Source organism: Nocardia sp. NPDC051929, from assembly GCF_044548645.1.
Taxonomy (GTDB): Bacteria; Actinomycetota; Actinomycetes; order Mycobacteriales; family Mycobacteriaceae; genus Nocardia; species Nocardia sichangensis.
Genome location: NZ_JBIUCG010000007.1, coordinates 214,077 through 240,156 on the forward strand (window position 1 = coordinate 214,077; position 26,080 = coordinate 240,156).

Sequence of the window (26,080 nt, forward strand, 5' to 3'; positions counted from 1 at the left end):
CGGTGACTTTCCGAATCGCGCCGATGGTGGCCGCCGACATCACGCGCTGCGTCGAGCTGGAGCAATTGCTTTTTCCGGAGGACGACCCGTGGGCCGCCGTGGCGTTCCAGTCCGAGCTGGCCGGGCGGCACAACCGCTACATCACCGCGCGCGACGACGACGGGCGAATGGTCGGCTACGCGGGTATCGCCCTGCTGGGTGATGCCGAACACCCCGAGGCCGAGGTCCACACCATCGGCGTCGACCCCGGCTGCCACCGCACAGGTGTCGGCACGCTCCTGCTGGAGGCGCTGCTCGCCGAGGCGGACCGGCGCGGTGGACCGGTGTTCCTGGAGGTCCGCACCGACAACGCGCCGGCGATCGCGCTGTACGCCAAGCACGGGTTCCACATCATCGGGTTGCGCAAGAACTACTACCACCCCAGTGGCGCGGACGCGTACACGATGCGTCGCCCCGCGCTGACCAGCGGGGAGCGCTGGCGCACACGGGACGAGGTGTTGTCGTGATCGTCATGGGCATCGAAAGCTCCTGCGACGAAACCGGAGTCGGCATCGTCCGCAGGCACCCCGACGGCACCTGCGTACTGCTCGCCGACGAGGTCGCTTCCAGCGTCGACCAGCACGCGCGCTTCGGCGGCGTCGTCCCCGAGATCGCCTCGCGCGCGCATCTCGAGGCGATCGTGCCCGCGATGCGCCGCGCGCTGTCGGCCGCGGGCATCGCGAAACCGGACGCGTTGGCGGTGACCATCGGCCCGGGCTTGGCCGGTGCGCTGCTGGTCGGTGTCGCCGCGGCGAAAGCGTATGCGGCGGCGTGGGATGTGCCCTTCTACGCGCTCAACCATCTCGGCGGGCACGTCGCGGTGGACACTCTGGAGCACGGGCCGATGCCGCCGTGCGTCGCGCTGCTGGTGTCGGGCGGGCACACGCATCTGCTGCACGTCACGGATCTGGCCGAGCCGATCGTCGAGCTGGGCAGCACCGTCGACGACGCGGCGGGCGAGGCGTTCGACAAGGTGGCGCGGCTGCTCGGGTTGGGCTTTCCCGGCGGTCCGGCGCTGGATGCCGCCGCGACGGCCGGTGATCCGCGCGCTATCGCCTTCCCTCGCGGCATGACCGGGCCGCGCGACCCGCGCTACGACTTCTCCTTCTCGGGTCTCAAGACCGCGGTCGCCCGTTACGTGGAGGCGGCCCAGCGCGACGGCGTCGCCGCGGTGGATCTGCCCATCCCCGATATCGCGGCGTCTTTCCAGGAGTCGGTCGCGGATGTGCTCACGATGAAGGCGGTTCGCGCGGCCCAGGATGTCGGCGTCGGCACGCTGGTGCTCGGCGGCGGCGCGACCGCCAACTCGCGGATCCGCTCGATGGCCGAGGAACGCTGCGCCGCGGCCGGTTTGACCTTGCGGGTGCCCAAGCCTCGGCTGTGCACGGACAACGGGGTGATGATCGCCGCGCTCGGCGCGCATGTCATCGCTGGTGGCGCGGCTGCTTCGCCGCTGACGGTCGCCACCGATCCGGGTCTGCCGGTGTCGGTCAGTATGGTTCGCTGACCGGCTCGGATTCAGCGCACGAAGCGGCGGCGGCCGCACCGGGTTTCTTTCCGGTGAGATCGCCGCGAAGGGCCGTCGTGCGGCCGGATCAGTTCGGTGCGAGCAGTCCGGGATGCGACGCCGACCCCGAATTCCCCCGGAGGAGCGGCAGGCTCGACCGCGCGGGCGCCTGGGTGGGCGTCGGGCTCGTGCCGGGCGCCGGAGCGGTCGGCGCCGCCGGGTACCACGTCCGGCTCGATGGCGATTCGGGCGAACCGTTCGGTGCCGCATTCGGATTCCCGAACAGGGGGCCGAGCAGTTCGGGGAACGGAATCGGCGGAAGGTTCGGATCCGGGCGCAGCGTGGGCTGCGTGGGTGTGATCACCTGCGTGGACGACGGACCGCCGGTCGTGCTCTGCGGTCCGCGTTCCGTGGTCGTCGGTGCGATGCCGGTGTTGTCCGGCGTGCGGTTGTGCGGCGTGGCGGCAGCCGTGGTCGCGGGCGGCACCGATGTCGGGTTGGGCAGTTGCGACGCGCTGCTCGTGGTCCCCGCGGGAGAGACCTCGTCATCCGAGGTCGGCGCGAACGTCTTGACCCCGTAGCCGACGATCAGTCCGACGACCACGATCGCACCGGCGAGCGTGCCGAACACCTTGGTTACCGTCCCCGCGGGCGCGTCGCCGCCGAGCCCGGCGACCGGGAACACCGACGGCTGCATCGAATCGGCGACCAGCGCCGCGCCTTTGGCGGTCACCGCCTCGGGATCCGGCACGGTGAACACGGGGATGTCCAGGGCGGCGGTGAGCGTATCGAGCACCGCGGGGATGTTGGCGCCGCCGCCGATGACCGTGACCGCCTGCGGCTGCCTGGGCGCCCGGGCGAACGACATCGTGACGAACCGCGCCAGGTCGCGCAGCAGGTCGGCGATCAACTCTTCGAAGTCGGCCCTGGTCAGCTTCAGCGGACGACCGGCGACGTGGTCGATGGTGACCGCGGGCGCGATGGACAGGTGCTCCTTGGCCGCGCGGCCCCGGTTGGTGAGCATGCCGCGGTTCGGGCGGGTACCGCGCCGGGCGAAGTGCAGGTCCACCAGATGGTGGTAGATGAGATCGTCGATCGCCTTGCCGCTGACGGTCGCGGTGCGATCGGAACGGAGCAGGGAGCCGTCGGCGCGGTCGGCGACGGTGACGCCGAGCCCGGAGGCGCCGAGATCGACGATGGCGACCGTGTCGTAGCGGTCCAGCAGGCCGGTGTGCCGCAGGTAGGTCAGCGCGGCGGTGCCCTCCGGGATCAGCCGCAGGTCGCGCTGTTTTCCGGTGGCCGAGCGGATGATCTGGGCCTGCTCCTTGGTGCGGTAGGCGACCGCGACGCTGGTGGGCGGGTGACCCGTCGCCGGCTCGAAGTCGCGTGGCCCGCCCGCGAAACGGCCGCCGACCGGGCGGATGATCTCGCGTGGCGGCTGCGTGGTCGGCAGCTGGGTCGTCATCAGCTCGATCGAGGACGACACCAGGTCACCGAGATCGGAATGAGCCGCGTCGGCGGACACGACGCGGTAATCGAAGCTCTGCGTGCCGTTCGGCGCGGTGGAGACCAACGCCGAGCACACGACCTCTGCCCCGGCCGAGATGCCGAGGGATGTTCGCATGTTCACCTCCCTTCGAGCGGATGGTCATGGTGTCGCCGACCATCTCGAATGGACTGCCGGACCGCCGTATGGATGACGCGCGACCCGGACCGGGAAACGAACCGGCCCCTCGTCCGGGTGGGTCGCGGGGACCGGCCATGGATCACGTGTGTCTTGCTCTCTGGTGAAGCTGGTGGTGCAACGATCGTGCTGCGGCGCTGCGGGTTCGGCGACGCTGTGGTACCTCTGTGCCGCCTGGCCGCCGCTCGGAGGAGCGACGAACCGGCGGCCGGACCGCAACCGTCGTCAATAGTGTCACAATCCGTTATCCGAACGTTACTGTTTTCCCGAACTTATAGCCAAGCTCGCAGTGTCGCCGGGCGCGCCGCGCAAAGTTGGCACCGCCCAGCCTTGAGCGCTGGCACTCTCATGTATAGAGTGCTAGTCGGCACTGTGTGTAGTGCTTGTGCCAGCAGCTTGACCACTGGGCAGGGGTCCCGGCACCCGCGACGACGGGGCTATGCGCAGGGTCAGCATCGTGACCAACCGACGAGTTCGGAGCGACGAGTTCCGGACGACCGAATCCCCTGAAAGTGGAGGGCTCAACGTGGCGAGCGTGAACATCAAGCCGCTCGAGGACAAGATCCTCGTCCAGGCCAACGAGGCCGAGACGACGACGGCCTCCGGCCTGGTCATCCCTGACACGGCGAAGGAGAAGCCGCAGGAAGGCACCGTTGTCGCCGTCGGTCCCGGCCGGTGGGACGACGAGGGCGAGAAGCGCATCCCGCTGGATGTCCAGGAGGGTGACACCGTCATCTACAGCAAGTACGGCGGCACCGAGATCAAGTACCAGGGCGAGGAGTACCTCATCCTGTCGGCGCGCGACGTGCTGGCCGTCGTCACCAAGTAGCCGATCAGGCACGCATGCGTTCCGCCCCGGTGTCTTTCGTGACCCGGGGCGGAGTGCGTTCGGCGCCGACACCACGGCACTGAAACACGCGGTGCGAGCGACGGGCCCTGAGGCGGCAGCCTGCGTGACGACGGGACCCGGGAGCGCCGCAATCCACTACAGGAGCGAATCCCCATGGCAAAGCAGATCGAGTTCGACGAGAAGGCTCGCCGGGCTCTGGAACGCGGCGTCGACAAGCTCGCCGACGCCGTGAAGGTCACCCTGGGCCCGCGCGGACGGCACGTCGTACTCGCGAAGTCCTTCGGCGGCCCGACCGTCACCAACGACGGCGTCACCATCGCGCGCGACATCGAGCTGGAAGACCCGTTCGAGAACCTCGGCGCGCAGCTGGTCAAGAGCGTCGCCACCAAGACCAACGACGTCGCGGGCGACGGCACCACCACCGCCACCGTGCTGGCCCAGGCGCTGGTCCGCGCCGGGCTGAAGAACGTTGCGGCCGGGGCGAACCCGATCGTGGTCGGCTCCGGCATCGCCAAGGCCGCCGACGCGGTCTCCGAGGCGCTGCTCGCGCTGGCCACCCCGGTCTCCGGCGAGCAGGCCATCGCGCAGGTCGCGACCGTGTCCTCGCGGGACGAGGAGATCGGCGAGATGGTCGGCAAGGCGCTGACCACCGTCGGCAAGGACGGCGTCGTCACCGTCGAGGAGTCCTCGACGCTGCAGACCGAACTCGTCGTCACCGAGGGCGTGCAGTTCGACAAGGGCTACCTGTCGCCCTACTTCGTCACCGACCCCGACAGCCAGCAGGCCATCCTGGAGGACGTGTTCGTCCTGCTGCACCGCGAGAAGATCAGCTCGCTGCCGGACTTCCTGCCGCTGCTGGAGAAGATCGCCGAAAGCGGCAAGCCCGTCCTGATCATCGCCGAGGACGTCGAAGGCGAGGCGCTGTCGACCCTGGTGGTCAACGCCATCCGCAAGACGATCAAGGCCGTCGCGGTCAAGGCGCCGTTCTTCGGCGACCGCCGCAAGGCGTTCCTCGACGACTTGGCCGTGGTCACCGGCGGCACCGTGGTGAACCCCGATCTGGGCATCACCCTGCGCGAGGCAGGCCTCGACGTGCTCGGCAAGGTGCGCCGCGTCGTCGTCACCAAGGACGACACCACGATCATCGATGGCGCCGGTTCCGCGGCGGACGTGGAGGCGCGCGTCGCGCAGCTGCGCCGCGAGATCGAGGCCACCGATTCCGACTGGGATCGCGAGAAGCTGGAGGAGCGGCTGGCCAAGCTGGCAGGCGGCGTCGCGGTGATCAAGGTCGGCGCGGCCACCGAGACCGCGCTCAAGGAGCGCAAGTACCGCGTCGAGGACGCGGTGAGCGCCGCCAAGGCCGCCGTGGAAGAGGGCATCGTGCCCGGTGGCGGCACCGCGCTGGTGCAGGCGAGCAGCAAGCTCGTCGAGCTGCGCGATTCGCTGTCCGGTGACGAGGCCGTCGGCGTCGAGGTGGTCCGCACCGCGCTGCGTGCGCCGCTGTACTGGATCGCCACCAACGCGGGCCTGGACGGCGCCGTGGTGGTCAGCAAGGTCGCCGAGGGCAAGGACGGCTTCAACGCCGCCACGCTCACCTACGGCGACCTGCTCACCGACGGCGTCGTCGACCCCGTGAAGGTGACCCGTTCGGCCGTCGTCAACGCGGCGTCGGTCGCGCGCATGGTGCTCACCACCGAGAGCGCCGTGGTGGACAAGCCCGCCGAGGAGCAGAACGACCACGGCCACCACGGCCACGCGCACTGAACCCGGTTTTCTCGGGACAACGCACGGACAAGGCCCCCGAACCACGCGGTTCGGGGGCCTTGCCGTACGCGGCCTCGACTACCGGTTGGACCGAGAGAGTTCCGAATCGCCTGTCTGCCGCGGGATCGGAGGGAGGCCGCAGGAAGCTCAGGACCGCTGGGGTCGGTACGCGCGGGGCGGGAATGCCTGGCGGGACGCCGGATTCAGCTGGCGACCGGTGGCTGCTCGGCGGCGATGGCCGCGAGTAGGCGAGCACGCAGCGACGGCGGCGGAGTGGCCGCCGTGGCTGTGGCGAGAACGGCGAGCGCTTCTTTCGTGTCTCTGACTTCCTGGATGAACTCCGCGCGTAGCACGGGGTCCTCGCTGTCGAACAGCTCCTGCACTTCCTGATGGTCTTCGTCGTCGATCGATCCGAGCGCGACGGTGTGCGCGAGATCGATACGGCGTTCGTTCATCTCACGTCACCCCCAAACTTTTCTTCAGTCGTGTCAATCCGTCCCGAATCCGGGACTTAACCGTAGGTAACCCTACGTCGAGGTGGGTGGCTACCTCCGCATAGGTGCGTCCGCCGTAGTAGGCGAGCGAGATGGCTTCCCGCTGGGTTTCGGTGAGTGTGGCCAGACCGGCCAGGACGGCCTGTTGTTCGAGCCTGCGCTCGACCTCTTCGGTGACCTCGTCGAATTCGTTGCCGAGCACCCGGATCCCGTACGCGACCTCGCGCTGGGTGTGGGCTTGCTCGGCGCGGACCCGGTCCACGGCGCGCCGGTGGGCGAGCGTCATCAACCAGGTGACCGCGGAACCTTTCGCCGGGTCGAAACTCGATGCCATACGCCAGACCTGCAGATAGACCTCTTGCGTGGTCTCCTCCGCGTAGCCCGGATCGTGCAGAACGCGCAAAACCAAACCGAAGACGCGCGCACACGTCCGGTCGTACAACTCGGCGAATGCTTCCTGGTCGGCTCGACCGCATCGATGCAAAAGCGCGGCGAGCTCGATACTTTCGGCTGCGCGTGCCGTAACCGCAGAATCCACTGTGGGTGGGAAGGCTGCTCTTCGGAACGAGTCGCCCTCTGCGGCCGACGGCCGCGTTGTCACAACGCTCCATTCTGTGTCATCGGTCACTACCGTAGCGCGCCGCTATGACCTCCCTTCGGGTGGGGTGGCCACAAGGCTCGTCGTGGACCGGCGCCGCGTTGCGGAAAGCGCCGATACGCCGGACATCTCGGGAGCGACACGCCGTGACACGCCGAACCGTCGCACCGTGCCGGAACGCCGGGTGCACGGCCTCCGGCCTCGCTCGGCGGCCGGCCGATCGATGGTGACGATCGGAACTCACGCGCCGACCTTCGGCGCGGAACCGGTCACCGTGTCATGTGAGCGGCTCGGCCGAAGCATGTTGCAGTGGCCCGTTGTTTGCTAGGAATTCGACGCCCGGCGGCGTGCGGATGGGAGGGGATTGATTCAGACGGCCATGCGGCGGCGGCTGCGCCGCGCGTGCATCTCGCGCTCGGTCTCCGACATGCCGCCCCAGATGCCGTAGGGCTCGCTGACTTTCAGCGCGTGCGCGCGGCACTGCATGAGCACCGGGCAGGTGCGGCAGATCTCCTTGGCGCGCATCTCACGGGCCGTGCGGGCCCGGCCACGCTCACCATCGGGATGGAAGAACACCGCGGAATCCTGCCCGCGGCACGATCCTCGCATCTGCCAATCCCAGACATCGGCGTTGGGTCCCGGGAGGTGGGTCGGCATGGGCATGGTGAACTCCTCGTGGTGCGAGCTCGTCAGCGTTGTCGAGCAGTTGTTCTGCAACAGTTGTGGGCCACGACGCCGTGTCGGCGGGGGTACCCGGGGGGCTCGCCCTTCGTGGTCGCTGCAATTTCGCGCGGCGCCGTCCGTGGCGATGAGCTACGTTAGGTCCAGCCGCGAAATTCCGTCAATAGTTCGGCGCAGCACTTTTCCAAATCTCGCGCTGCCAAATTTAACCTCCGAACTGTTTACTTTTCGTGCTGGTTCCGGCGATACTGTTCGGTTGGCCGGAGGTCCGTGGCTGCCGCATGTGCCGCAACTGATCCAATTTCCGCTGGTAGAGGCGATTTCATGGTCGTAGCGCCGACGCGACGCCGATCTCGTGCCGATGATGTCGGTCACTGCCGCGGCCGAGGGGGTTCGTGGGGTGTGGATCCGAAGATGGCGGTAACGGGGCGGGCAGGTTAATTACGCGAAACACGCATGAATTCCCGGCGTGGCCGCTCGGCGATAGCCAGGACGAGATTTACCTAATGGCAACATCCGCTCGGCGACGGAAATCCCGAGTGTCGCCGGTCGGCCGTCGCTCACCTTCCTCGCCGGAGCCCGGGTGCCGCACGGGATAGAGTGCGCCCGTGTTCGCGCCCGCTCCGCTCGGAGATCCTCACCTCGCGGTCCTCGCCGAGGCCGCCTTCGGCGCCGCTCCGGGTCGCGCCGCCGCCGACCTTCCGTCCGCGTCGGACGCACTCGGCCGGTGGTATCGCGCTGTGGTTCTCGGCGGCCAGGGCCGTTATGCGGCGGCGCGCGCCGAATTGCGAAGGGTATGCAACCACAGCAACGACCCCGTACTCCTCTCACTGGCGGGAAGTACCGAGGGTTCTTTTCTTCGGCAGCTCGGCTGGCATGAGCGCGCCGCGGCGTTCGACGGGCGGGCGGCCGCGTTGATCCTCACCGCCGGCGCCGGAGCGGAGCCGGACAGCGCCGAGGAGTTCGGCGGCTACCGTCCCAGCCGCGCCGACGCGATCTGCGACGCGCTCACCGGACTCGCCGCCGACGCGCTCGGAACCGGGCGCCTCGCGCTGGCCGACCGCTTGCTGCGGCGCAGCGCGTCGGCGGCACAGCAGTATCGGGCCGGTTGGCGTCCCGCGATCCGCTTGCGCTGGGTGTCCGCGGAAACGGCGCTGGCGGCAGGCGATTTCGAGGTGGCGGCGGCGCACGCGGCGGCCGCGCTGGAGCTGGCCGAGCGATCCCCGTCGGTGCGCCACCGGGTCAAGTCACGCTTGCTGGTCGCCGCCGCCGACGTGGCGCTCGACGCGCGGGGAAGATCGGGCGTCTCGGCCGAGGATGTCGCCGAGCAGTGCCGCGAGCACGGCCTGCTGCCGTTGCGCTGGGCTTGTGCCATGCTCCGCGCCGGATCGGGCGCGCGGGACGCGGCGGCGGAGGCGGCCGAATGTGCCGCGGCCATCGCCCGCTCCGGCGGCGTGTTGCGCCCCATGGCGGGGTGGTAGGTGATCACGGAGTCCACCGTGTTGACCAGTTCCGGCCAACGGGTCGCTATTGTTAGATCCGTTCCGCCCCTTCGGTGGAAGCATTGGTCGTCACCTGACCATGCCACTTTGTAACGCCGGGAATATCTCTGACGATGACGCACACGGGCGAAGAGTTGGACCTCGCCGTCGCTGCCGCTGCGCAGGGCGACAGATCCGCTTTAGCTCAGGTACTGGAGATGATCCGCCCGCTGGTGGTGCGCTACTGCCGCGCGCGGATCGGAGCCGCGGAGCGTGGGCAGCTCTCCGCGGACGACGTTGCGCAGGAGGTTTGCCTGGCTGTGATGACAGCCTTGCCCAGGTATCAAGACCAGGGCAGGCCCTTCATGGCCTTTGTTTACGGAATCGCTTCGCACAAGGTCGCCGACGCGCATCGCAACGCCGCCCGTAACAAGGCGGAGGCGATGGCCGAAGTACCAGATGTCATATCCACCGACCAGGGACCGGAACAACGAGCTCTCGAGTCCGAGACGAGCAGGCAGATGAACCGTCTGCTCGCGACGCTTCCCGAGAAGCATCGAGAGATCTTGATCCTGCGCTTGGTCATGGGTTTGTCAGCGGAAGAAACCGCGGTCGCCGTGGGCAGTACGGCGGGCGCGGTACGGGTCGCCCAACACAGGGCACTCGCGAAACTCAAGTCACAAGTGGCGAGGGCAGGTGAAATGTATGGCTAGGGATGGCGAGCGCGGTCGGGGTGACTGGAAGGCGCGGCTTGGATCGCGGAACAGCGGTCCCTACGCCGAGGCGTCCGGTGACACCGGCCCGGTCGACATCGCCGCGGTACGCCGCGACGATGCTCTGATCGATGCCATCGCCAGCGATGGTCCGGTGCACACCGACAGCGCCGAGGAGTATCAGCTCGCGACGTTGCTCGCGGACTGGCGAGCGGAGTTGATCGCGCCTCCGATGCCGGCCGAGCCGGACCTGGACGCGATCGTGGCCGCGGTCAACCAGGAGATCGGCGCGCGGCAGGTTCGCATCGGGGCGCACGGCGGCGGGCGACTGCGGCTACTACGTCCGATCATGGGCACGGCGGCCGCGCTGGCCCTGGTCATCGGCGGCATGACGGCGTTCTCGTACAACGCCGAGCCGGGCGATCCGCTGTGGCGGGTCAAAGAGGTCGTGTTCAGCGAACAGGCCCAGACGACCGTGGTCCAGCGGGCGGGCGACGACCTGAACGAGGCTTCCACGCTGGTCACTCAGAACCCGACGCAGGCCAAGGTGCGCCTGGAGCGGGCCAAGGAGAATGCCGCGCAGGTCAGCGATCCGGACAAGCGCGCCGAGCTGATGACCGAGTGGGAACAGTTGCTCGCGAAGCTGCGCGAGGTCAATCCGGAGTTGGCCGATCAGCTGGGTGCGACGGTGCCCAAGACCACCGACCCGCGTGCCACCCCGGGCAACGCGACCACGAAGCCCAGCCCGACGCCAGGTAGCGGGACCTCGACGATCGTGCAGCAGCCCGGTCAGCCGACGAACAAGCCTTCGCCCTCGGCCGACGCCACCGCGCCCAATGGTGGTGGAACGTCGAACAGCGGCGGAACGACGAACGGCGGTGGCGCGCCGACCACGGTGCCGCCGGTGACGACACCGCCGCCCGTGACCACCCAGCCGCCGGCCACCGTGGAACCGACGGCTCCGCAGGAGCCGCCGGTCACCGAGGTCAAGCCGCCTGCGGGCGGACCTACGGGAGACACCGGTAATCCGACGGCGCCGCAGCAGCAGCCGCCGACAGCTCCGGCGCCGGGCAACACCAATACCCACAACAGCAACAATCAGCCGCCGCCGACGTTCAGCGTCCCCGGCATCCCCAACCCGGGCTCGTTCGTGCCGCCCGGCCGCTGACAGAAGAAAACGGTCCAGGCAAGAACCGATCGCCAGCCAGGCGGTCGGCTTTTTGTCTTTCGGGGAGAAGTCGGTCTAGCCAACGGCTGACCATAGGGTGGTAACTCATGGGCGTGTCCGCCCGCGACGGAACCTCGCGGTGCGTCTGCCGAAGTAATCGTGTGCGTCGAAAATCACAGCGGCAAAGGCGAGGTACGCGAGCCTCGAAAGGCCCGCGTGCGGTTCGATCGAGCCCGAATCAGCCGTCGAATCCGTCGAACCCGTCGCCGTGGAAGGCCTCGTTCATCGACGCGTCCGCGTAGCCCCGGCAGTAGTCCCAGGTGACGTACGCTTCCGGCGTCGGGTCGTAGGCGGGCTCGTGCGGGCGGACCGTGCCGTCGACCAGCAACTGAAGCAAGTTGGCGCGCAACATGTCCCAGTCGTGGTAGTGGTCCTGCCTACAGTCTTCGCAGCTGACCACGAGTCCGCGGATGCCGCGGTGGGCCAGCAGCGCCTCGTACACCGCGAGGTCGGCGAGATCCTCCTCGACCGCAAGGCGCTCGTGGGGATCCAGCGGTTCGCCGGGCTCGATGGCATCGAGCGCGGCGGACGGGTCGGAGGGGTCTCCGGCGAACGGATCCGGCGGCAAGCCAGGTGGTAGATGGTCACGCACATCCCCACGGTACGCAGAACAGGGTGGTCTGCGCCAGCTATGCGGCCTGCCAGTTTCGGTGGTGGGCTCACTTCGTCGGCGAGTTCACCGGACAGATACGATGGAGCACAGGCTACGGCGGGTCCCGATCGCACCGCCGCCGAACCACGTCCATCCCATCAGCCGTCACGGCGCCGGTGACACCGGCGCCGGTCGCTATCGACGTCCAGGAGGGGTCGATCCGAATGAGTAATCCCGTATCGGGCGAACGAATCGCAGTCCGCCCTCCTACGGGTGGCGACGATCCGAACAAGATCGCCATGCTCGGCCTCACGTTCGACGATGTGCTGCTGCTGCCTGCCGCCTCGGATCTCATCCCCAGTTCTGTGGAAACCTCCAGCGTGCTGACCAGGGAGATCCGCCTGCGCACGCCGTTGGTCAGCTCGGCCATGGACACGGTCACCGAGGCGCGGATGGCCATCGCGATGGCGCGCGCGGGCGGCATGGGCGTGTTGCACCGCAACCTCTCGACGGCCGACCAGGCCGCCCAGGTGGAGACGGTCAAGCGGTCCGAGGCCGGTATGGTCACCGACCCGGTGACCTGTCGTCCGACCGACACCCTCGCCGAGGTCGACGCGATGTGCGCCAGGTTCCGCATCTCGGGTCTTCCCGTGGTGGACGAGACCGGTGCGCTTGTGGGCATCATCACCAATCGCGACATGCGTTTCGAGGTGGATCAGAACCGCCGCGTCGCCGACGTCATGACCAAAGCCCCCTTGATCACCGCGCAGGAGGGCGTCACCGCGGAAGCCGCGCTCGGACTGCTGCGCAGGCACAAGGTGGAGAAGCTGCCGATCGTCGACGGCAACGGGCGCCTGCGCGGCCTGATCACCGTCAAGGACTTCGTCAAGACCGACCAGTACCCCAACGCCACCAAGGACCGTGACGGCCGCCTGCTGGTCGGCGCCGCGGTCGGTGTCGGCGAGGACGCCTGGTCGCGGGCCATGACACTGGCCGACGCGGGCGTCGACGTGCTCGTGGTGGACACCGCGCACGGTCACCAGGTGCAGGTGCTGCAGATGGTGACCAAGGTCAAGGCCGAGGTCGGCGACCGGATCCAGGTGGTCGGCGGCAACGTGGCCACCCGCCAGGGCGCGGCCGCGCTCGTCGAGGCGGGCGCGGACGCGGTCAAGGTGGGCGTCGGCCCCGGCTCGATCTGCACCACCCGCGTGGTCGCCGGTGTCGGCGCGCCGCAGATCACCGCGATCCTGGAGGCGGTCGCCGTGTGCAAGCCGGCAGGTGTCCCGGTGATCGCCGATGGCGGCATCCAGTTCTCCGGCGACATCGCCAAGGCCATCGCGGCGGGCGCGTCCACGGTGATGCTCGGGTCGCTGCTCGCGGGCACGGCCGAGTCGCCGGGCGAGCTGATCCTGGTCGGCGGTAAGCAGTTCAAGAGCTATCGCGGTATGGGCTCGCTGGGCGCCATGCAGGGCCGCGGCCAGGCGAAGTCGTTCTCCAAGGACCGTTATTTCCAGGACGACGTGCTCGCCGAGGACAAGCTGGTCCCCGAGGGCATCGAGGGCAGAGTGCCGTTCCGCGGCCCGGTCAACCAGGTGATCCACCAGTTGGTCGGCGGTCTGCGCGCGGCCATGGGCTACACCGGCTCGCAGTCGATCGCGCATCTGCAGGAAGCCCAGTTCGTGCAGATCACCGCGGCGGGTCTCAAGGAGAGCCACCCGCACGACATCACCATGACCGTCGAGGCCCCTAACTACACCGGACGGGGTTAGCCCACTAGGTTCATGTACAGGACCAACCGGTCCGTGCATGATGGAGCTTGCCCACCGGCTGTGGCGGTGAGCGACCTGCGGCGAGTTGGCGGTTTTGTGCTGCCCACCTGCCCCCACAAGTAACCACTGGAGGCGCGAGTCTTACGAGCGCCCGTTCGCGGCCCGGCTCGCGTTCCAGCGGTCGAAGCGCATGCGCCGCAGGCGCGAGTCTCGACCGCTGGAACGCGAGCCATAAGGGGCCGCGAACACGCAGCGCCGCAGGCGCTGCAAATCAGACAAGGAGATTTCGCGTGCGCGACATGGTGGAGATCGGCATGGGCCGGACCGCCCGGCGTACCTACGAGCTGGACGACGTCGACATCGTCCCCTCGCGCCGGACCCGCTCGTCGAAGCAGGTCTCGCTGTCCTGGCAGCTGGACGCCTACCGCTTCGAGATCCCGTTTCTCGCGCACCCCACCGACGCCCTGGTGTCCCCGGAGTTCGCCGTCGAACTCGGCCGCCTCGGCGGGCTCGGCGTGATCAACGGCGAGGGACTGTGGGCGCGGCACGCGGATGTCGGCGCGAAGATCGACCAGTTGCTAGAGCTGGTCGGCAAGGGCGGTTACGAGCGCGCCGTGGCGTTGCTGCAGGAGTTGCACGCCGCGCCGATGCAGCCGGATCTGCTCGCCGCCGCGGTGGCGCAGGTCCGCGCCGCCGGCGTCACCGTGGCGGTGCGGGTGAGCCCGCAGAACGCCCGCACGCTCACCCCGGCGCTGCTGCAGGCGGGGATCGACCTGCTCGTGGTGCACGGCACGATCATCTCCGCCGAACATGTCGGCGACGGTGAGCCGCTGAACCTCAAGACCTTCATCGCCGACCTGGACGTGCCCGTGGTCGCAGGCGGCGTGAGCGATCACCGCACCGCGCTGCACCTGATGCGTACCGGAGCGGCGGGCGTGATCGTCGGCTACGGCTCCTACCCCGGCGCGACCACCACCGGCGAGGTACTCGGCATCGGCGTGCCGATGGCCACCGCGATCGCGGATGCCGCCGCCGCCCGCCGCGATTACCTGGACGAGACCGGCGGTCGCTATGTGCACGTCATCGCGGACGGCGACATCTCCACCTCCGGGCAGCTGGCCAAGGCGATCGCGTGTGGCGCGGACGCGGCCATGCTCGGCGTCCCGCTCGCCGTGGCCGCGGAGGCGCCGGGCCGCGGCTGGTACTGGCCGTCGGCGGCCGCGCACCCGTCGGTGCCGCGCGGGTCGATGCTGCACGTCGACGATCCGTGGGATCTCGGTGGCGAGCCGGTCGGCGACACGGTGCGCCCCAGCCTGGAGCGGGTGCTCTTCGGCCCGTCCGACGATCCGTTCGGTTCGCTGAATCTCGTCGGCGGCCTGCGTCGTTCGATGGCCAAGGCCGGTTACTCGGACCTCAAGGAGTTCCAGAAGGTGGGCCTGAGCGTACGCGCTTGAAGGTAGGCCTGAGCGTACTGCGGCGCACCCTCCCAGCCACCCGGCGATCACCGGAGAAGCGAGTCTTACGAGCGCCGTTCGCGGCCCGGCTCGCGTTCCAGCGGTCGAAGCGCATGCGCCGCAGGCGCTGCAAATCGACACAGCGTTCAGCGCACGCGGGTCGGTTTCGTTCGTGCGCGCAGGAACTGCTGGATCGCGTGGTTCACCGGCTCGGGGTGGGTCATCGTCACCGCGAGTCGGGCTTCGGCGATTTCGATGAAGGTCGCGCCGGACAGCCCGTGGGCCAGTTCCTGGGCGCGCTCGCGGTCCATGCCGCTGTGGGTGGGGTGGATCACCAAAGCGGGGCAAGCGATTTCGCGGAGGCGGTCCAGTACCGAATCCCGGCTGAGCAGGCAGCCCGCCGCCACCTCGATGCCGCGGCGGTCGCGCACCAGCCAGCGTTGGGTCCAGATCGAGCGGTACCACTCGTCGTCGCCGATCAGCCAGGAAGCCAGCTGGTGCACGGCTCGTTCGCGGGAGCCGTCGTCGTACCACTCGTCGAGGAATTTCTGCGTCGCGGTGGACTGCTCCGGGGTGGGACCGTGTGCTTCGGTGCTGATCAGGATCAGCGCGGAGACGCGTTCCGGTGCGATCAACGCGGTGCGCAGCGCCGTGAAACCCCCCTGCGCGGTGCCGCCGACGACGGCCCGCTCGGCGCCGAGATGATCCAGGACGGTCAGCGCGTCCCTGGCCGCGGTCCAATAGGTGAAGGGTAGGCCCTCGTCCCTGGTGCGGCCGTGGCCGCGGGCATCCCAGGAGACGATCCGGAATTCCGGTGCGAGAGCGGCCGTTTGGGCGGCGAACATGGTGCGGTCCATGAGGAACTCGTGCGCCAGCAGTACCACCGGGCCGTCCCCGCCGCTGTCCTCGTAGTGGATGTCGGCATCGATCGCGCGGGCGAAGGGCACGAGCAGAAGGATAACCAGCGAGCCGGGCCGCGGGTGACGATTCGGGCGGTCGGCTCGCCTCCCACGCGGTGCCGCTGTGCCGATGATTCGCTCGTTTCGCCGCTCACTAAACTGGGCGAGTGGCACAAACCCAGAGACCGGTCCTCGTCGTCGACTTCGGAGCACAGTACGCCCAGCTGATCGCGCGGCGGGTTCGCGAGTCGAGCGTGTACTCGGAGGTGGTTCCGCACACCGCGACGGTGGAGGAGATCGCCGACAAGCAGCCGCTCGCGGTGATCCTGTCCGGTGGTCCGGCCAGCGTGTACGCCGAGGGCGCGCCGCGGCTGGATCCGCGGTTGTTCGATCTGGGGCTGCCGGTCTTCGGCATCTGCTACGGCTTCCAGGCGATGGCCCAGGCGCTGGGTGGAACGGTCGCGCACACCGGCACCCGTGAGTACGGACGCACCGAACTCAACATCGACGGTGGTTTGCTGCACGGCGGCCTGCCCACCATCCAGCCGGTGTGGATGAGCCACGGCGACGCGGTCACCGACGCGCCGGAGGGCTTCGAGGTCACCGGCACCAGCGCGGGCGCGCCGGTCGCCGCCTTCGAGGATCGCGCGCGCCGGTTGGCCGGTGTGCAGTACCACCCGGAAGTGCTGCATTCGCCGCACGGGCAGCAGGTGCTGAGCCGGTTCCTGCACGAACTCGCAGGCATCCCCTCCACCTGGACTCCGGCGAACATCGCCGATTCGCTGATCGCCTCGGTACGCGAGCAAATCGGTGACAAACACGCGATCTGCGGACTGTCCGGTGGGGTGGACAGCGCCGTCGCCGCCGCCCTGGTGCAGCGCGCCATCGGTGACCGGTTGACGTGTGTGTTCGTCGACCACGGCCTGCTGCGGGCGGGCGAGCGGGAGCAGGTGCAGCAGGATTTCGTCGCCGCGACCGGCGCCAAACTGGTGACCGTCGACGCGGTGGACAAGTTCCTCGGCGAGTTGAAGGGTGTGACCGATCCCGAGGAGAAGCGCAAGATCATCGGGCGGGAGTTCATCCGTTCCTTCGAGGACGCGGTGGGCGAGGCGGTGCTCGAGCACGGTGCGGCCGACGGCGAGACGCCGAAGGTCGAGTTCCTGGTGCAGGGCACGCTCTACCCGGACGTCGTGGAGTCCGGCGGCGGCAGCGGCACCGCGAACATCAAGAGTCATCACAATGTCGGCGGTCTGCCCGACGATCTGGAGTTCGAACTCGTAGAACCGTTGCGGTTGCTGTTCAAGGACGAGGTCCGCGCGGTCGGACGCGAGCTCGGGCTGCCGGAGGAAATCGTCGCTCGCCAGCCCTTCCCCGGTCCCGGTCTGGCCATCCGCATCGTCGGTGAAGTCACCGCCGACCGGTTGGAGACGCTGCGCAAGGCCGACGCCATCGCCCGCGAGGAACTGACGGCGGCCGGTCTGGACGCCCAGATCTGGCAGTGCCCGGTCGTGCTGCTCGCGGAGGTCCGCAGCGTCGGCGTGCAGGGCGACGGCCGCACCTACGGACACCCGATCGTGCTGCGCCCGGTCTCCAGCGAGGACGCCATGACCGCCGACTGGACCCGGTTGCCCTACGAGGTGCTGGAACGCATCTCCACCCGCATCACCAACGAGGTGGCGGAGGTCAATCGCGTGGTCTTGGACGTGACCAGCAAGCCGCCGGGCACCATCGAGTGGGAGTGAACTCCCGGCCGCCCAGCGGGCGGTGACTACTCGCCGCCGTCATCGCGTGCGAGATCAGCGGGGGCGGTGGAAAGCGCTGTACAGGATCACGCGGCCCAGAAGTACGCCGTTCGTGATGCCGGGTCTGGGATCGGGCGGTGTGGTCCGGGTGGTGGGTGGCGTCTGATCGGCGGGTTCGTCGCGCTTCATGCGGTTGTCCTGTCGTAGGAATGCGGCCCGGCTACGGCGGCGGTGGCTCGGGGCTGAACGCGAAACGGCCCGTCCAAGTGGACGGGCCGCACGCTCATCGTCGTCTGCGGGGGGAGATCACCAGCACGATGCCGATGACGATGGCGGCGAGCACGACGATCCAACCGATCGAGATCATGCCGGCCGCGGGCCAGGACGCCGGGCCGACGAAAGCCCACACGCTGATCGCGAGGGACAGCAGTCCCGCGATGAGCAGCGAGGCGGCGGGGCCGCGGCGGGAGTCGGTCGTCTCCTTCTTCTCGTTCTCAGCCACGCTGCACCTCCACGTTGCCGACGCGGACGTCGACGTTCAGATCGAGCACCGGCGCGCCGGGAGTACCGGGACCACTGATGCCCTCGGGGCAGAGGGCCTCGGCCATCGTCGCCGTGCACGTGGTGCGGACGGTCATGTCGGCGGGCAGCAGGATGTGGGCTTCGCCCATCCGGACGTCGATGTCCACGGTGCGGTTCTCGGTCAGTTTCAGCGACCGCAGGTCCAGCGTGCCGGTGCCCATGGTCAGCTTGTAGTTCTGGGCCAGATCGGCGGCGGAGGCGGGCGCCCAGGTGCGGTCGCCCAGTTGATCGGATTCGATCGGACCGATCGCGGAGGCGAGCAGGACGAACCCGGCGAGCGGCGCGGTGAGCACGAGCAAGCCGTAGCCGCGCCGCAGGAACGCGCCGACCACCAGGCCGAGGCCGATCACGGCCAGCGCCGCCGCGGCGATCCGGCCGGGGGTCATCCATTCCGCGCCCGAGGCCGCCGCTGCACCGGCACCCGCCGCCGCGAGGATGGCCAGGCCGATCACCACCGGCGTGAGGCGCGAGCGCGGACGCTTCTGCGGCGGGGCGACGACGGTGCGGGCCGGGGTGGGCTCCGGCAGGTCCCAGGCGAGTGGAGCTACGCCGAGCGGATCCCAGGACGGCGGGGTCGGGCCGCCGATGATCGCGGGCTGAGCGGCCGCGGGGCCACGCGAGCTCGGAGCGCGGCCCGGGGCCGGAGCGTCTTTGCCGAGTGAGATCGCAGCGTCGGACGATGACGGTCTCGTGCCTGGTCCGCTTTCGGCTCGATCGTCATGAGTCGAGTCCGATCCGGCCGAATCGGCTCGGTCGGTGTGAGTCGTGTCCGATCCGGCTCCGCCGACCGAATCGATCCGGCCGCTGCCGACCGCCGCCGGGCCGTCTTGATCGCCGACCGTGGCGGGCGAATCGGTCTGATCGGTGACCTGAGCGTCGGTTTCTCTCTCGTCGGCGACCGAACTCGTCGCTGATCCGGCAGCGGGCGCGGCAACGTTGTCCGGTACCACGGTCGCGTCATCGACGGCGGGCTTGTGCAGCGGGACCGTCGCGCCGTCCGCCGCAGGCGCGGACGTCTCCGGGACGTAGGAATCCGGCAGTTTGGTGTACGGCGTGTACACGGCGGTCGGCGGCACGTACAGATCACCGACCGTCCGGGTCGCTCCTTGCGGGAAGACCGCGCCGGGGTAGCCGGTGGCGTTGATTCCGCTCTCCGGGGCGAATCCGCCGAACACTTCGGTGGTCCCGGGTGGCGGGTTGGGGGTGCGCAGGTGCAGCATCCACCAGCCCGCCAGCATCAGGGCGAGGCTGATCAGGCCGGATCCGCCGAGACCGACACCGACCGGTCCCATCGTGCTGACCGCGATGGCCAGCGCCACGATCAACACGATGGTCTTGGTCTGCGACTGCGAGCTGTGGCCTTTGCCGACCAGCGACTCGGCCGCGGATGCCTGGTCGCCCGCCGCGCTCAGCAGTAGCCAGGCCAGCAGGTAGAGCACGATGCCCGCGCCGCCGAAGATCGTCGAGACGACGAACGCGACCCGAACCAGTACCGGATCGATCTCGTAGCGGCGCGCGAACCCCGCCGCGACGCCCGCGACGGGCCCCTGCTGCGGCAATCGGATCGGCCGGGTCTGCCATATCTGCTGGACCTGGTCGCCGAAGCTCGTTTTCGTCATGTTTCCCATGGTGTGCCGATCCGTGAATCGGCGCATCGGGGGGAACCCTGAAAACAGCCTGAACACTTTGGACCGATCCACCGATGCAGCAAACTTTCAGCTATGCACGGGTTCGATCGGGCCCGGCCGCGTCCGCCCTGGTCGGCGCGGGTGTGGTCGAGCAAGCGAGATCAGGGTGAATCCCGATGCTGGCAGCTTCGTCGCCGTGCCAGTATCGAAGACATGTACCCGTCTGTTCCCGCGTTCGACACCCGGGGGTTCGACGCTGCACGTGGGCTGGGTCCCGCGCCCGCGCCGGTCCCATGGCCGCCGCAGGCGCGGATCTTCCGCCGGTCGGGCGGCCGGGTCGTCGGCGGAGTGGCGGGCGGTCTGGCCGACCATCTCGGTGTCGACGTGTTCAAGGTGCGGATGGCGTTCGTGCTGCTGTCCGCGCTGGCCGGGGCGGGCATCGTCGCGTACGGGGTGCTGTGGATCTTCACGCCCGGTGGGTCGGATCAGGCGAAACCCTCCGGTACGGAGCGGCGGCAGGCGATCGGGCTCGCGATGCTCGGGCTCGGGCTCGCGATCGCCGTGTCCTGGGTGTTCAGCGGGACCGCGGCGAAGGTGATCGCGCCGATCATCGTGGTGGCGGTCGGCGCGGCGCTGGTGTGGCGGGAGTACGACGTCGACGGGCCGCGTTCGCTGCTCGGGCTGCCCGCGCGTCCATCGGTGGTCACCTGGTCGCGCATCGTCGCCGGTGCGACGCTGATCGTGGCCGGTCTGGGTGTGGTGGTGCTGGCCAGGATCAATTTGAGCTCGATCGGATCGGCGCTGCTGGCGGTGGCGGTCACGCTGATCGGTGCGGGACTGCTGACGGTTCCGCTGTGGCTGCGCATGATGCGCGCGCTGAACGCCGAGCGCGCCGCCCGCATCCGCAACGAGGAACGCGAGGAGATCGCCTCGCACCTGCACGATTCCGTGCTCCAGACACTCGCGCTCATCCAGCGTCAGGCCGACGACCCGCAGGAAGTGCTGCGGTTGGCCCGCAGCCAGGAGCGGGAACTGCGGAAATGGCTGTTCGAGGATTCCGGGCCCGCGCAGTCGAGCTTGGCCGCGGCCCTGCGGACCATCGCGGGCGAGGTGGAGGACCAGCACGGCGTGAAGGTGGCGCCGGTGACCGTCGGCGACGTATCGATGGACGTCGACGGCTCCGGATCGGGTCTGCCGAAGGAACACTTCACCGCCCTGCTCGGCGCGAGCAGGGAAGCGCTGGTCAACGCCGCGAAGCACGCGGGTGTCCCGGAGATCGATCTGTTCGCCGAGGTCGAGCCGCATCAGGTGAGCATCTTCGTCCGTGACCGCGGCTCCGGCTTCGACCTCGCGTCCGTGCCGGAGGATCGTCGCGGCCTGGCGAAGTCCATTCGCGGCCGGATCGAGCGCCGCGGCGGCCAGGTGGACATCCTGTCGACGCCGGGTCGCGGCACCGAGGTCCGAATCACCATGCCGCGGACCGATTCCGGCTGCGCCCCCTTGGACGAAGAGCCCGCTCCGGCCGCCCACTAGGCACGCGTTGCGCACCTGCCAGGACGAGACAGGCGTGTGGGGGACGAGTGTGGTACGGGTTGGGGGTCAAGGGTCGGTTAGGAGAAGTAGGTGACCGTGCGGGTCTTTCTCGTCGATGATCACGCCGTTTTTCGGTCGGGTGTGCGTGCTGAATTGAGCCGGGAGGCGGACATGGAGGTGGTCGGTGAGGCCGGCGGGGTCGCGGAGGCGGTAGCCGGGATCAATGCCGAGCGACCGGACGTCGTCCTGCTCGACGTGCACATGCCCGACGGCGGTGGGGTGGCGGTGCTGGCGGGTATCGAGCCGGGGCCGGTGTGCCTGGCGCTGAGCGTGTCCGACGCGGCCGAGGACGTGATCGCGGTGATCCGGGCCGGGGCCAGAGGGTATGTCACCAAGACGATTTCGGGAGCCGAGCTGGCCGACGGCATCCGCCGGGTGGCGGGCGGCGATGCGGTCTTCAGCCCGCGCTTGGCCGGTTTCGTCCTGGACTCGTTCACCGGGAGGTCCCCGGTACCCGAGCCGCCCTTGGATCCCGAACTCGACTCCCTGACCCCGCGTGAGCTCGAGGTCCTGCGCCTGCTCGCGCGCGGCTACACGTACCGCGAGATCGCCGAATCACTCTTCATCTCGGTCAAAACCGTGGAGACGCACGCCTCCAACGTCCTGCGCAAGACCCAGCAGTCCAACCGCAACGCCCTGACCCGATGGGCCCACCGTCGCCGCATCGACTGACTGCCGTTCGGCTCCGGGTGCCCGGACGTCAGAGGACGGCGACGATGATCCCGATGATGATGACCAGGCCGATCAGCAGGCCGACGGCGATGGCCAGGGGGGCGTTGCCGGGCTGAGAATTCCTGGTGCGCTGCGGGGGCGTGGCCGCGGCCGCTCCCGCGAGGTTGCGGTGCGGGCGGGGGAGCGGCGTGGAGTGCTGGCTGCGGATCCCGGATGCCGAATTGCGCGCGGCCCAGAACGGGATGGTTCCGTCCTCGGTGCGGACGGGCGCGCCCAGAATGTACGGTCCGGTGCCGGGACCGAAAGCGGCGGTGAGGATTTCGTCGCGCGCCTCGGCCATGGTTGGGCGGCGCTGCGGCGCGGGCTCCATCATGTGCAGCAGCGCCTGGGTGAGCATGCCGCTGCGGGTCGGCGGGATGATCTGCGCCATGGCGGCGCGGTGCACGATGACGTCGCTGTCCTCGTCGAAGCCGTACGGCGGCTGTCCTTCGATCGCGGTGTAGAGCGTGGCGCCCAGGGAGAACACGTCGCTGGCCTTGGTCGGTTGCGCTCCGCGCGCGACCTCGGGGGGCAGGTAGGAGGGGGTGCCGGTGATCACGCCGTCCGGTTCGTCGAGCAGGTCGCCCGCGCCGCTGGAGATGCCGAAGTCGCTGAGTTTCGCCATGCCCACGCCGGTGCCACGGTCGGCGACGAGGATGTTGCCCGGCTTGATATCCCGGTGCACGATGCCGACCGCGTGCGCGGCGGCCAGCGCGTCGGCGACCTGGGCGCCGATCTGCGCGACCTCGATCGGCGGCAGCGTATCGACCAGCGCGAGCGCCTTCGCGACACTGCGCGACGGCAGGTGCTCCATCACCAGCCAGGGCTCACCGGCCTCGAGCACCACGTCGTACACGGCGATCGCGTGGTCGTGCGAGAGTTTCGCGGCGACCCGGCCCTCGTGCATGATCTGGTTGCGGACCGCCTCGGCTTCGGCCTCATCGAGCCCGGCCGTGGTGAGCACCTGCTTGATCGCGACGTCCCGGTCGAGCAGGCGGTCGTGCGCCAGCCATACCGCGCCCATGCCGCCGCCACCCAGCTTCGACTGGAGGCGGTAGCGGCCTGCGACGAGATATTGGGGGCCGACAGTAGGACGAGCGCGTTCGGTCACGGGTGCAGGGTAGCGGAAAATGGGGCTAGCTGGCCTGATTCGTGTTCGCGCATAGGCGGACATGAGGCACTGGTATGTGTCACGCCCGCTCTCGGTTCGAATGTGTGCCCCACACCATACCGATGAACCGGTGCCGGGCGTGGTAGCCGGGCGCGCGCCGGATCCGGTCCCGATGTGTCTTGCGGCGGGGCAGGGGGAAGCTGCGGCGAGGTTGCCCGGCGGCGGTCGCCGGGCGGAGCCGACGGCCAGGCGGCCTCGCCTGCGGAGGGCGCCGCGGGTGCGAAACGAGGGCTGTCGCGGATCGCTCGCACTCCATCTCGTGTCGACACCCGCGTGCTGGACCTGCACAGATTCCACTCGAAGCCGGATCGGACCCGCGTGACCGCGACACGAGGCTGCCGAACCCTTGACGGAAACCCGGGGGTCGGTTTCTACTGTGTCGGTATCGAACGTATATTCGATACGAATCGATAGCTGAATCGGTGCTGGCGCTCGAATGGAGGGTCGCTCCGCATGCTTCGCCTCGGGTCCATCGCGGGAAGTAGGTGGTTGAGATGGGTTCGGATGCGATCTCGCAGGGAGGGGTGAATCGGGGCGCGCCGGCGCGACGCGGTGGTGGGCGGGAAGGTACCCCATCCCTCACTGAGCTGCGTAGCCGCATGGCTGCGGTGCCGGGTCGCGGTGAATCGGCAGCACAGCGGGCTCCGCTCGGAGACGGGGCGCGCCGAGCGGCATTGCCGGTGCCCACGGCTCTCGCACCGTTGTTGCCGGATGGTGGCTTGGTCAAGGGCTCCGTGGTGGCGTACACGGGAGCGAGTTCGTTGCTGGCCGGTCTGCTCGCCGCGGTGACCGAGGGCGGTGGGCACGCCGCGGTGGTGGGCATGCCCCGGCTCGGTCTGCTCGCCGCGGTGGAGATGGGGGCGCAGTTGCGGCGGCTGGCCGTGATCGCCGATCCCGGCCCCGACCCGGTGGAAGTGGCCGCGGTGCTGCTCGACGGGCTCGATCTGGTCGTACTCGGACTCGGGGGCGCCGCCGTCGCGCCCGCTCGCAGCCGGGTGATCGCCGCCCGCGCCCGCAACAAGGGCGCCACCCTGGTGGTCGCCGACGGTCGCTGGCCCGGCGCGTCCCTCCAGCTCGATGCCCGCATCGCGGGGTATGCCGGTCTCGGCCGCGGGCGCGGACGCTTGCGTTCGCTCGGTTTGACGGTCGAAGTGCGCGGCAAGGCGGGACCGCCACGGCGTGGGCGGCTGGATTTGTGCCCGAATGCGGGGCGCGTGGAATGGGTGCTGCGCGAAAAGGCGGCTCCGCCGGTCGAAGCCGTCGACACACAGGAGGCGGTGTCGTGAGTGCCGCGGCCCGCGGTGCGGCGCCGTGATCCGGCCGGGAGCCAAGCGGGTGCTCGCCCTGTGGTGCCCGGACTGGCCCGCGGTCGCCGCGGCGGCGGTGGCAGGCCTGCCCGCGACACGGCCGGTGGCGGTGCTGTTCGCCAACCGGGTGGTGGCCTGTTCGGCGATCGCGCGAGCCGAAGGGGTGCGCCGCGGTTTGAAGCGCAGGGAGGCGCAGGCACGCTGCCCCGAGCTGTTCCTCGCGCAACAGGATCAGGATCGGGACGCGCGACTGTTCGAACCGCTGGTCGCCGCGGTGGCCGCGACGGTGCCCGGTGTGGAGGTGCTGCGCCCCGGCCTGCTCGTGCTCGGCGCGCGCGGCGCGGCGCGGTTCTTCGGATCCGAGGAGGCGGCAGCCGAGCGCCTGGTCGACGCGGTGGCAGCGGCCGGGGCGGAAGCGCAGATCGGGATCGCCGACGAGCTGTCCACGGCGGTGATCGCCGCCCGCCGCGCCGCGATCGTGCCCGCGGGGGAGGGGGCACGGTTTCTCGCACCGCTACCGGTGGGGGAACTCGCGGTCGAACCGAGCCTGGCCGCCCCGGAACGCGCCGATCTGGTCGATCTGCTGCACCGCTTGGGGCTACGCAGGATCGGCGATTTCGCCGTGCTCTCCGCGGCGGAGGTCGCCTCCCGGTTCGGCACCGACGCCGTGCTCGCGCATCGCTGTGCCAGGGCCGAGCCGGAGCGTCCGCCGTCCGCGCGGCAGCCACCGCCGGATCTGGTGGTGGAGTACCGCTGTGATCCGCCGATCGAGCGGGTAGACGCGGCCGCCTTCGCCGGTCGCCTGCTCGCCACCCGGCTGCACAGCGCGCTCGCGGATGCCGGGCTGGCCTGCACCAGGCTTTCGGTGTACGCGGAAACTGCGGCGGGGGAACATCTTTCGCGAATCTGGCGCTGCGCCGAGCCGCTCACGCCGGAGGGCACGGCGGATCGGGTGCGCTGGCAGCTGGACGGCTGGCTCACCCGGCGCGACGGTGCGCGGCCCACCGCGCCGATCACCGTGCTGCGGCTGGAACCGGTCGAGGTGGTCACGGCGGGCGCGCTGCAGCTCGGCTTATGGGGCGGGGACGGGGAAGAGGACGAACGCGCCCGCCGCGCGCTCATCCGAGTGCAGGGTCTGCTCGGCGGGGAAGCGGTGCGTGTCGGCGTGCTGAGCGGCGGACGCGGCCCCGCCGAACGAATCACCATGGTCACGCTGGGTGACGAACTCGTCCCCGCCGCCGACCCCGCGCAGCCATGGCCGGGCCGGCTGCCCGAGCCCGCCCCCGCCGTGATCCTGATGAACCGTCCGCTGGTGCGACTGGAAGCCGCCGACGGCGCGCCCGTCAAGGTCACCGACCGCGCCCTGTTCGACGCCGACCCCGCGCTGTTGCGCTGGGGGAGCAAACAGTGGCGGCTCATCGGCTGGGCCGGCCCGTGGCCGGTGGACGAACGCTGGTGGGCCCCCGATGTGGACGACGCGGAATTCACTGCCCGCGCACAGGTCCAACTCGACGACGCCCCCGCCGCCAGCCGGGTGCTGCTGCTGGTCTATCACGACGAAACCTGGCACGCCGAAGGGATTTACGGCTGAGA

24 protein-coding genes are annotated in these 26,080 nt (G+C 69.6%); 14 read left to right on the forward strand and 10 right to left on the reverse strand.

Annotated elements, in window-relative coordinates; translation table 11 throughout:
* Nucleotides 1–2 precede the first annotated feature (2 nt).
* Nucleotides 3–506 (forward strand): ribosomal protein S18-alanine N-acetyltransferase, encoded by a 504-nt coding sequence (rimI, locus tag ACIHAX_RS11460; RefSeq protein WP_355076292.1) that lies wholly within the window; start codon nt 3–5, stop codon nt 504–506.
* Nucleotides 503–1,546 (forward strand): tRNA (adenosine(37)-N6)-threonylcarbamoyltransferase complex transferase subunit TsaD, encoded by a 1,044-nt coding sequence (gene tsaD, locus ACIHAX_RS11465; protein ID WP_397277154.1) that lies wholly within the window; start codon nt 503–505, stop codon nt 1,544–1,546. Before rimI ends, tsaD begins: the two co-directional genes overlap by 4 nt.
* Before the next feature lie 88 nt (nt 1,547–1,634).
* On the opposite strand, the gene ACIHAX_RS11470 is transcribed toward tsaD, so the two are convergent.
* Entirely contained in the window at nt 1,635–3,170 is a 1,536-nt protein-coding gene (locus ACIHAX_RS11470; protein ID WP_379252036.1) for an Hsp70 family protein, read from the reverse strand.
* A gap of 586 nt (nt 3,171–3,756) precedes the next feature.
* On the opposite strand from ACIHAX_RS11470, the gene groES reads away from it, so the two are divergent.
* Entirely contained in the window at nt 3,757–4,059 is a 303-nt protein-coding gene (gene groES, locus ACIHAX_RS11475) for a co-chaperone GroES (RefSeq protein ID WP_028479292.1), read from the forward strand.
* Between the two features lie 174 nt (nt 4,060–4,233).
* The gene (gene groL, locus ACIHAX_RS11480; RefSeq protein ID WP_356964710.1) at nt 4,234–5,844 is read left to right on the forward strand and encodes a chaperonin GroEL; all 1,611 of its coding nucleotides are present in this window, start codon (nt 4,234–4,236) and stop codon (nt 5,842–5,844) included.
* A 203-nt stretch (nt 5,845–6,047) separates the two neighbouring features.
* Here groL and ACIHAX_RS11485 read toward each other — a convergent pair whose 3' ends face one another.
* The 3 genes from ACIHAX_RS11485 to ACIHAX_RS11495 form a co-directional block, all read right to left on the reverse strand.
* The gene (locus tag ACIHAX_RS11485; RefSeq protein ID WP_355076299.1) at nt 6,048–6,299 is read right to left on the reverse strand and encodes a hypothetical protein; all 252 of its coding nucleotides are present in this window, start codon (nt 6,297–6,299) and stop codon (nt 6,048–6,050) included.
* A 1-nt stretch (nt 6,300) separates the two neighbouring features.
* Nucleotides 6,301–6,876: a sigma-70 family RNA polymerase sigma factor gene (locus ACIHAX_RS11490; protein ID WP_397277156.1), complete on the reverse strand. Its 576-nt coding sequence runs from the start codon at nt 6,874–6,876 to the stop codon at nt 6,301–6,303.
* Between the two features lie 429 nt (nt 6,877–7,305).
* Nucleotides 7,306–7,599 carry a WhiB family transcriptional regulator gene (locus tag ACIHAX_RS11495; RefSeq protein WP_355076302.1) on the reverse strand — a complete coding sequence of 98 codons (294 nt, stop codon included), beginning with the start codon at nt 7,597–7,599 and terminating at the stop codon, nt 7,306–7,308.
* A 626-nt stretch (nt 7,600–8,225) separates the two neighbouring features.
* On the opposite strand from ACIHAX_RS11495, the gene ACIHAX_RS11500 reads away from it, so the two are divergent.
* The 3 genes from ACIHAX_RS11500 (at nt 8,226) to ACIHAX_RS11510 (ending at nt 10,979) form a co-directional block, all read left to right on the forward strand.
* A complete protein-coding gene (locus ACIHAX_RS11500; protein WP_356964709.1) occupies nt 8,226–9,098 on the forward strand; it encodes a hypothetical protein in 873 nt (290 codons plus the stop codon).
* A gap of 134 nt (nt 9,099–9,232) precedes the next feature.
* Entirely contained in the window at nt 9,233–9,811 is a 579-nt protein-coding gene (locus ACIHAX_RS11505) for a sigma-70 family RNA polymerase sigma factor (protein ID WP_039795737.1), read from the forward strand.
* A complete protein-coding gene (locus ACIHAX_RS11510) occupies nt 9,804–10,979 on the forward strand; it encodes an anti-sigma-D factor RsdA (protein WP_397277159.1) in 1,176 nt (391 codons plus the stop codon). The genes ACIHAX_RS11505 and ACIHAX_RS11510 overlap by 8 nt, the downstream gene beginning before the upstream one ends.
* Nucleotides 10,980–11,217: 238 nt before the next feature.
* Here ACIHAX_RS11510 and ACIHAX_RS11515 read toward each other — a convergent pair whose 3' ends face one another.
* On the reverse strand, nt 11,218–11,631 hold the full coding sequence (locus ACIHAX_RS11515; RefSeq protein WP_039795739.1) for a DUF5319 domain-containing protein: 414 nt from the start codon (nt 11,629–11,631) through the stop codon (nt 11,218–11,220).
* Between the two features lie 224 nt (nt 11,632–11,855).
* On the opposite strand from ACIHAX_RS11515, the gene guaB reads away from it, so the two are divergent.
* Nucleotides 11,856–13,400, forward strand: a complete 1,545-nt coding sequence (gene guaB, locus ACIHAX_RS11520) for an IMP dehydrogenase (RefSeq protein WP_355076308.1) — start codon at nt 11,856–11,858, stop codon at nt 13,398–13,400.
* Between the two features lie 290 nt (nt 13,401–13,690).
* Nucleotides 13,691–14,854, forward strand: a complete 1,164-nt coding sequence (locus ACIHAX_RS11525) for a GuaB3 family IMP dehydrogenase-related protein (protein ID WP_355081654.1) — start codon at nt 13,691–13,693, stop codon at nt 14,852–14,854.
* Nucleotides 14,855–15,000: 146 nt separating this feature from the next.
* On the opposite strand, the gene ACIHAX_RS11530 is transcribed toward ACIHAX_RS11525, so the two are convergent.
* Nucleotides 15,001–15,801: an alpha/beta fold hydrolase gene (locus ACIHAX_RS11530; RefSeq protein WP_355078982.1), complete on the reverse strand. Its 801-nt coding sequence runs from the start codon at nt 15,799–15,801 to the stop codon at nt 15,001–15,003.
* 119 nt (nt 15,802–15,920) lie between these two features.
* Here ACIHAX_RS11530 and guaA point away from each other — a divergent pair, with 119 nt between their 5' ends.
* Nucleotides 15,921–17,495, forward strand: coding sequence for a glutamine-hydrolyzing GMP synthase (gene guaA, locus ACIHAX_RS11535; RefSeq protein WP_355078984.1), 1,575 nt, complete (start codon nt 15,921–15,923; stop codon nt 17,493–17,495).
* A gap of 54 nt (nt 17,496–17,549) precedes the next feature.
* Here the strand turns inward: guaA and ACIHAX_RS11540 are convergent, their stop codons facing one another.
* The 3 genes from ACIHAX_RS11540 to ACIHAX_RS11550 form a co-directional block, all read right to left on the reverse strand.
* Nucleotides 17,550–17,684, reverse strand: a complete 135-nt coding sequence (locus ACIHAX_RS11540) for a hypothetical protein (RefSeq protein WP_355078986.1) — start codon at nt 17,682–17,684, stop codon at nt 17,550–17,552.
* A gap of 94 nt (nt 17,685–17,778) precedes the next feature.
* Nucleotides 17,779–17,997: a hypothetical protein gene (locus ACIHAX_RS11545; RefSeq protein WP_355078988.1), complete on the reverse strand. Its 219-nt coding sequence runs from the start codon at nt 17,995–17,997 to the stop codon at nt 17,779–17,781.
* Entirely contained in the window at nt 17,990–19,705 is a 1,716-nt protein-coding gene (locus ACIHAX_RS11550; protein ID WP_364437842.1) for a PspC domain-containing protein, read from the reverse strand. The genes ACIHAX_RS11545 and ACIHAX_RS11550 overlap by 8 nt, the downstream gene beginning before the upstream one ends.
* A gap of 213 nt (nt 19,706–19,918) precedes the next feature.
* Between ACIHAX_RS11550 and ACIHAX_RS11555 the strand changes: the two genes are divergently transcribed.
* Together ACIHAX_RS11555 and ACIHAX_RS11560 are read left to right on the forward strand one after the other, a co-directional pair.
* Nucleotides 19,919–21,238: a PspC domain-containing protein gene (locus ACIHAX_RS11555; protein WP_397277163.1), complete on the forward strand. Its 1,320-nt coding sequence runs from the start codon at nt 19,919–19,921 to the stop codon at nt 21,236–21,238.
* Nucleotides 21,239–21,334: 96 nt separating this feature from the next.
* Nucleotides 21,335–21,970, forward strand: a complete 636-nt coding sequence (locus ACIHAX_RS11560; RefSeq protein ID WP_157111826.1) for a response regulator transcription factor — start codon at nt 21,335–21,337, stop codon at nt 21,968–21,970.
* A 28-nt stretch (nt 21,971–21,998) separates the two neighbouring features.
* Here the strand turns inward: ACIHAX_RS11560 and ACIHAX_RS11565 are convergent, their stop codons facing one another.
* Nucleotides 21,999–23,120 (reverse strand): serine/threonine-protein kinase, encoded by a 1,122-nt coding sequence (locus tag ACIHAX_RS11565; protein WP_355078994.1) that lies wholly within the window; start codon nt 23,118–23,120, stop codon nt 21,999–22,001.
* 554 nt (nt 23,121–23,674) lie between these two features.
* On the opposite strand from ACIHAX_RS11565, the gene ACIHAX_RS11570 reads away from it, so the two are divergent.
* Together ACIHAX_RS11570 and ACIHAX_RS11575 are read left to right on the forward strand one after the other, a co-directional pair.
* The gene (locus ACIHAX_RS11570) at nt 23,675–24,466 is read left to right on the forward strand and encodes a hypothetical protein (protein ID WP_397277165.1); all 792 of its coding nucleotides are present in this window, start codon (nt 23,675–23,677) and stop codon (nt 24,464–24,466) included.
* A gap of 25 nt (nt 24,467–24,491) precedes the next feature.
* Nucleotides 24,492–26,078: a DNA polymerase Y family protein gene (locus ACIHAX_RS11575; protein ID WP_364437836.1), complete on the forward strand. Its 1,587-nt coding sequence runs from the start codon at nt 24,492–24,494 to the stop codon at nt 26,076–26,078.
* Nucleotides 26,079–26,080 lie beyond the last annotated feature (2 nt).

Coding starts and splice junctions, on each gene's coding strand:
- ACIHAX_RS11570 (WP_397277165.1), top strand. CDS start 23,675: ATGGGTTCGGATGCGATCTCGCAGGGAGGGGTGAATCGGGGCGCGCCG.
- ACIHAX_RS11485 (WP_355076299.1), bottom strand. CDS start 6,299: ATGAACGAACGCCGTATCGATCTCGCGCACACCGTCGCGCTCGGATCG.
- ACIHAX_RS11555 (WP_397277163.1), top strand. CDS start 19,919: ATGTACCCGTCTGTTCCCGCGTTCGACACCCGGGGGTTCGACGCTGCA.
- ACIHAX_RS11550 (WP_364437842.1), bottom strand. CDS start 19,705: ATGGGAAACATGACGAAAACGAGCTTCGGCGACCAGGTCCAGCAGATA.
- ACIHAX_RS11510 (WP_397277159.1), top strand. CDS start 9,804: ATGGCTAGGGATGGCGAGCGCGGTCGGGGTGACTGGAAGGCGCGGCTT.
- ACIHAX_RS11470 (WP_379252036.1), bottom strand. CDS start 3,170: ATGCGAACATCCCTCGGCATCTCGGCCGGGGCAGAGGTCGTGTGCTCG.
- guaB (WP_355076308.1), top strand. CDS start 11,856: ATGAGTAATCCCGTATCGGGCGAACGAATCGCAGTCCGCCCTCCTACG.
- ACIHAX_RS11540 (WP_355078986.1), bottom strand. CDS start 17,684: ATGAAGCGCGACGAACCCGCCGATCAGACGCCACCCACCACCCGGACC.
- ACIHAX_RS11495 (WP_355076302.1), bottom strand. CDS start 7,599: ATGCCCATGCCGACCCACCTCCCGGGACCCAACGCCGATGTCTGGGAT.
- ACIHAX_RS11505 (WP_039795737.1), top strand. CDS start 9,233: ATGACGCACACGGGCGAAGAGTTGGACCTCGCCGTCGCTGCCGCTGCG.
- groL (WP_356964710.1), top strand. CDS start 4,234: ATGGCAAAGCAGATCGAGTTCGACGAGAAGGCTCGCCGGGCTCTGGAA.